This is a genomic window from Thiosulfatihalobacter marinus (genome assembly GCF_016019955.1).
Lineage (GTDB): Bacteria > Pseudomonadota > Alphaproteobacteria > Rhodobacterales > Rhodobacteraceae > Shimia > Shimia marinus_A.
In genome coordinates this window covers 2,501-6,182 of the sequence record NZ_JAECRZ010000036.1, presented here as the reverse complement: position 1 = coordinate 6,182, position 3,682 = coordinate 2,501, and the positions used below count along the sequence as shown (strand labels likewise).

2 rRNA genes are annotated in these 3,682 nt (G+C 52.9%); both read right to left on the bottom strand.

The window, feature by feature from the left end:
* Window positions 1-148: 148 nt before the first annotated feature.
* Window positions 149-263 (bottom strand): 5S ribosomal RNA (rrf, locus tag I3253_RS20195).
* 174 nt (window positions 264-437) lie between these two features.
* Window positions 438-3,268 (bottom strand): 23S ribosomal RNA (locus I3253_RS20190).
* Window positions 3,269-3,682 lie beyond the last annotated feature (414 nt).

Below are 3,682 nucleotides of genomic sequence, written 5' to 3'. Positions count from 1 at the left end.
GTTGGCCATTTGCCCTTTGGGGTGTTTTTGGCCTTGTGTCCGGGCATTTGCGTTGGACGCATTTCGAGCCCGGATCGCCCCGCATATGAGATGAGAGGCGGATTGGTGTCATCGAATTGAGAGATACGTGAGCGAAGTCGTTTACTAGGTCTGGCGATGACCTACTCTCCCACACCTTAAGATGCAGTACCATCGGCGCTACGGTGCTTAACTGCCGGGTTCGGGATGGGACCGGGTGTTTCACTCGCGCTATGATCACCAAACCGAGTAAACGGCTTCGCTCGATATTTGTGCTACCGCGCGGAGTGCTACTTGAGCACCCGGTTGGTTTCACAAGATATCGTAGTGTCCAAGTCATGTACGTCTTTGTTTTGTGTATGCTTTTGATTTCCAGTCCAGAAGCGCGATGGTGTTGCGCAGTCTGTCTTTTACTGGATCAAATCAAGCCTATCGGGCCATTAGTACCGGTCAACTGAACGCATTGCTGCGCTTACATCTCCGGCCTATCGACGTGGTGGTCTACCACGGCCCTCAGGGATACCTTGTTTTGAGGGGGGCTTCCCGCTTAGATGCCTTCAGCGGTTATCCTGTCCGATCATAGCTACCCTGCACTGCCGTTGGCACGACAACAGGTCCACCAGTGGATCGTTCACCCCGGTCCTCTCGTACTAGGGGCAACTCCTCTCAAGTATCCTACACCCACGGCAGATAGGGACCGAACTGTCTCACGACGTTCTAAACCCAGCTCACGTACCTCTTTAAACGGCGAACAGCCGTACCCTTGGGACCTGCTCCAGCCCCAGGATGAGATGAGCCGACATCGAGGTGCCAAACACTGCCGTCGATATGGACTCTTGGGCAGTATCAGCCTGTTATCCCCGGCGTACCTTTTATCCGTTGAGCGATGGCCCTTCCACTCGGGACCACCGGATCACTATGGCCGTCTTTCGACTCTGCTCGACTTGTCAGTCTTGCAGTCAGGCTGGCTTCTGCCATTGCACTCAACGAGCGATTTCCGACCGCTCTGAGCCAACCTTCGCGCGCCTCCGTTACGCTTTAGGAGGCGACCGCCCCAGTCAAACTACCCGCCACACAGGGTCCCGGATCCGGATAACGGACCGCGGTTAGACATCAAGCAATGCAAGGGTGGTATCTCAAGGGAGGCTCCACCTCAACTGGCGTCGAGGTTTCAAAGCCCACCACCTATCCTGCACATGCATGGCCTGATGCCAGTGTGAAGCTGTAGTAAAGGTGCACGGGGTCTTTCCGTCTAACCGCGGGAAGCCTGCATCTTGACAGGCAATTCAATTTCGCTGAGTCGATGTTGGAGACAGCGGGGAAGTCGTTACGCCATTCGTGCAGGTCGGAACTTACCCGACAAGGAATTTCGCTACCTTAGGACCGTTATAGTTACGGCCGCCGTTTACCTGGGCTTCAATTCAGAGCTCTCACCCCTCCTTTTAACCTTCAGGCACCGGGCAGGCGTCAGACCCTATACGTCGTCTTGCGACTTCGCAGAGCCCTGTGTTTTTAGTAAACAGTCGCCACCCCCTGGTTTGTGCCCCCAGCCAATACTTGCGTAGAAACTGGGCCTCCTTCTCGCGAACTTACGGAGGTATTTTGCCGAGTTCCTTCAACATCGTTCTCTCAAGCGCCTTGGTATGCTCTACCAGTCCACCTGTGTTGGTTTAGGGTACGGTCTCATGGAGGGCTATTTCCAGGAACCAATCAGCGGCCTGCCCAATCCGATAAGGGCAAACAACCTTCATGATCCGTCACATCCTCCTGGCCCAGGAATATTAACCTGGTTCCCATCGCCTACGGCTTTCGCCCTCGGCTTAGGGGCCGGCTTACCCTGCTCAGATTAGCTTTAAGCAGGAACCCTTGGACTTTCGGCGAGAGTGTCTCTCACACTCTTTGTCGCTACTCATGTCATCATTCTCACTAGTGATCTCTCCACGGGATCGCTCACGCGCCCGCTTCACAGAAAGAACCCATTCCTCCAAGGCAATCCGAAGATTGCTAAAGAGGAAAGGTCCCATGTCACACTACGCTCTGCTACCATGCCTTACGGCATCCTAGACTTCGGCTCATGGCTTGAGCCCCGTTACATCTTCGCCGCAGGACAACTTGTTTAGACCAGTGAGCTGTTACGCTATCTTTAAAGGATGGCTGCTTCTAAGCCAACCTCCTGGTTGTTTTGGTCGTCCCACTTGCTTTCCCACTTAGCCATGAATTGGGGGCCTTAGTCGTAGGTCAGGGTTGTTTCCCTCTCCACTACGGACGTTAGCATCCGCAGTGTGTCTGCCATCTAGTACTCCCGGGTATTCGGAGTTTGGTTAGGATCAGTAAGCCTGTGGGGCCCCATTACCCATCCAGTGCTCTACCCCCCGGGGTATTCGGATGACGCTCTACCTAAATAGATTTCGCAGAGAACCAGCTATCTCCGAGTTTGATTGGCCTTTCACCCCTAGGCACAACTCATCCCGACCTTTTTCAACAGGTGTGGGTTCGGCCCTCCAGTAAGTGTTACCTTACCTTCAGCCTGGTCATGCCTAGATCACTCGGTTTCGGGTCTGATCCACCTAACTCGACGCCCTATTAAGACTCGCTTTCGCTGCGCCTACACCTAACGGCTTAAGCTTGCTAGATAGACCAAGTCGATGACCCATTATACAAAAGGTACGCCGTCAGCCCGCAAGGGGCCTCCGACTGATTGTAGGCGTTCGGTTTCAGGTACTGTTTCACTCCCCTCGTCGGGGTGCTTTTCACCTTTCCCTCACGGTACTGGTTCGCTATCGGTCAGTAAGGAGTACTTAGCCTTCGAAGGTGGTCCTCCGATCTTCAGACAGGATTTCACGTGTCCCGCCCTACTTAATACATCCGTCAAAGCTTCCCATACGGGGCTGTCACCCACTATGGCCGTGTTTTCCAACACGTTCTGGTCACTTATCAGGCTTGGCTGGTCCCCGTTCGCTCGCCGCTACTAGGGGAGTATCAATTGATTTCCTTTCCTCCGGGTACTTAGATGTTTCAGTTCCCCGGGTTTGCTCTTAAGACCCTATGTATTCAGGTCAAAAGTACCTGGTTTACCCGGTTATTGATATCCGGAAGGATAACAATAACAGAGTATCAGGTGGGTTCCCCCATTCAGAGATCCATGGATCAAAGCTTATTCTCAGCTCCTCATGGCTTATCGCAGAGTATCACGTCTTTCATCGCCTCTTACTGCCAAGGCATCCACCAAACGCCCTTCTCGCGCTTGATTTGATCCAGAAAAAGAAAGACTTGCATCTTCCACGGCGCATAAGCTGGCAAGCAATGCGCCCTTATTCTGAACCAAAAGTCATACTTTCCCGCGCTTCCTTAGTGTCCTACCGCGCAGAGCGCTACTTGAGGACATGTCGGTGGCCTCAGGCTCCTGCGATAACTAAGAAAGCACATTGCATGATCTCTCGATCATGCGGGTTAGTGTACTTGACTTGGACAACTCTGTTCGTTTCAGCCGGCAGACACATACGTGGTCGAGGAAACAACCAGTGTATATGCTCGCCTCACCCGCATGGGATCGGCACCAGACTGAGATCATCCTCGTACTTGAGGTGATCAAACAGTGTTGATTGTTACTTCGAGATTGCTCTCAAAGTAACTTGTATCTCTCTAAACGATGTCAAAGCTTCTT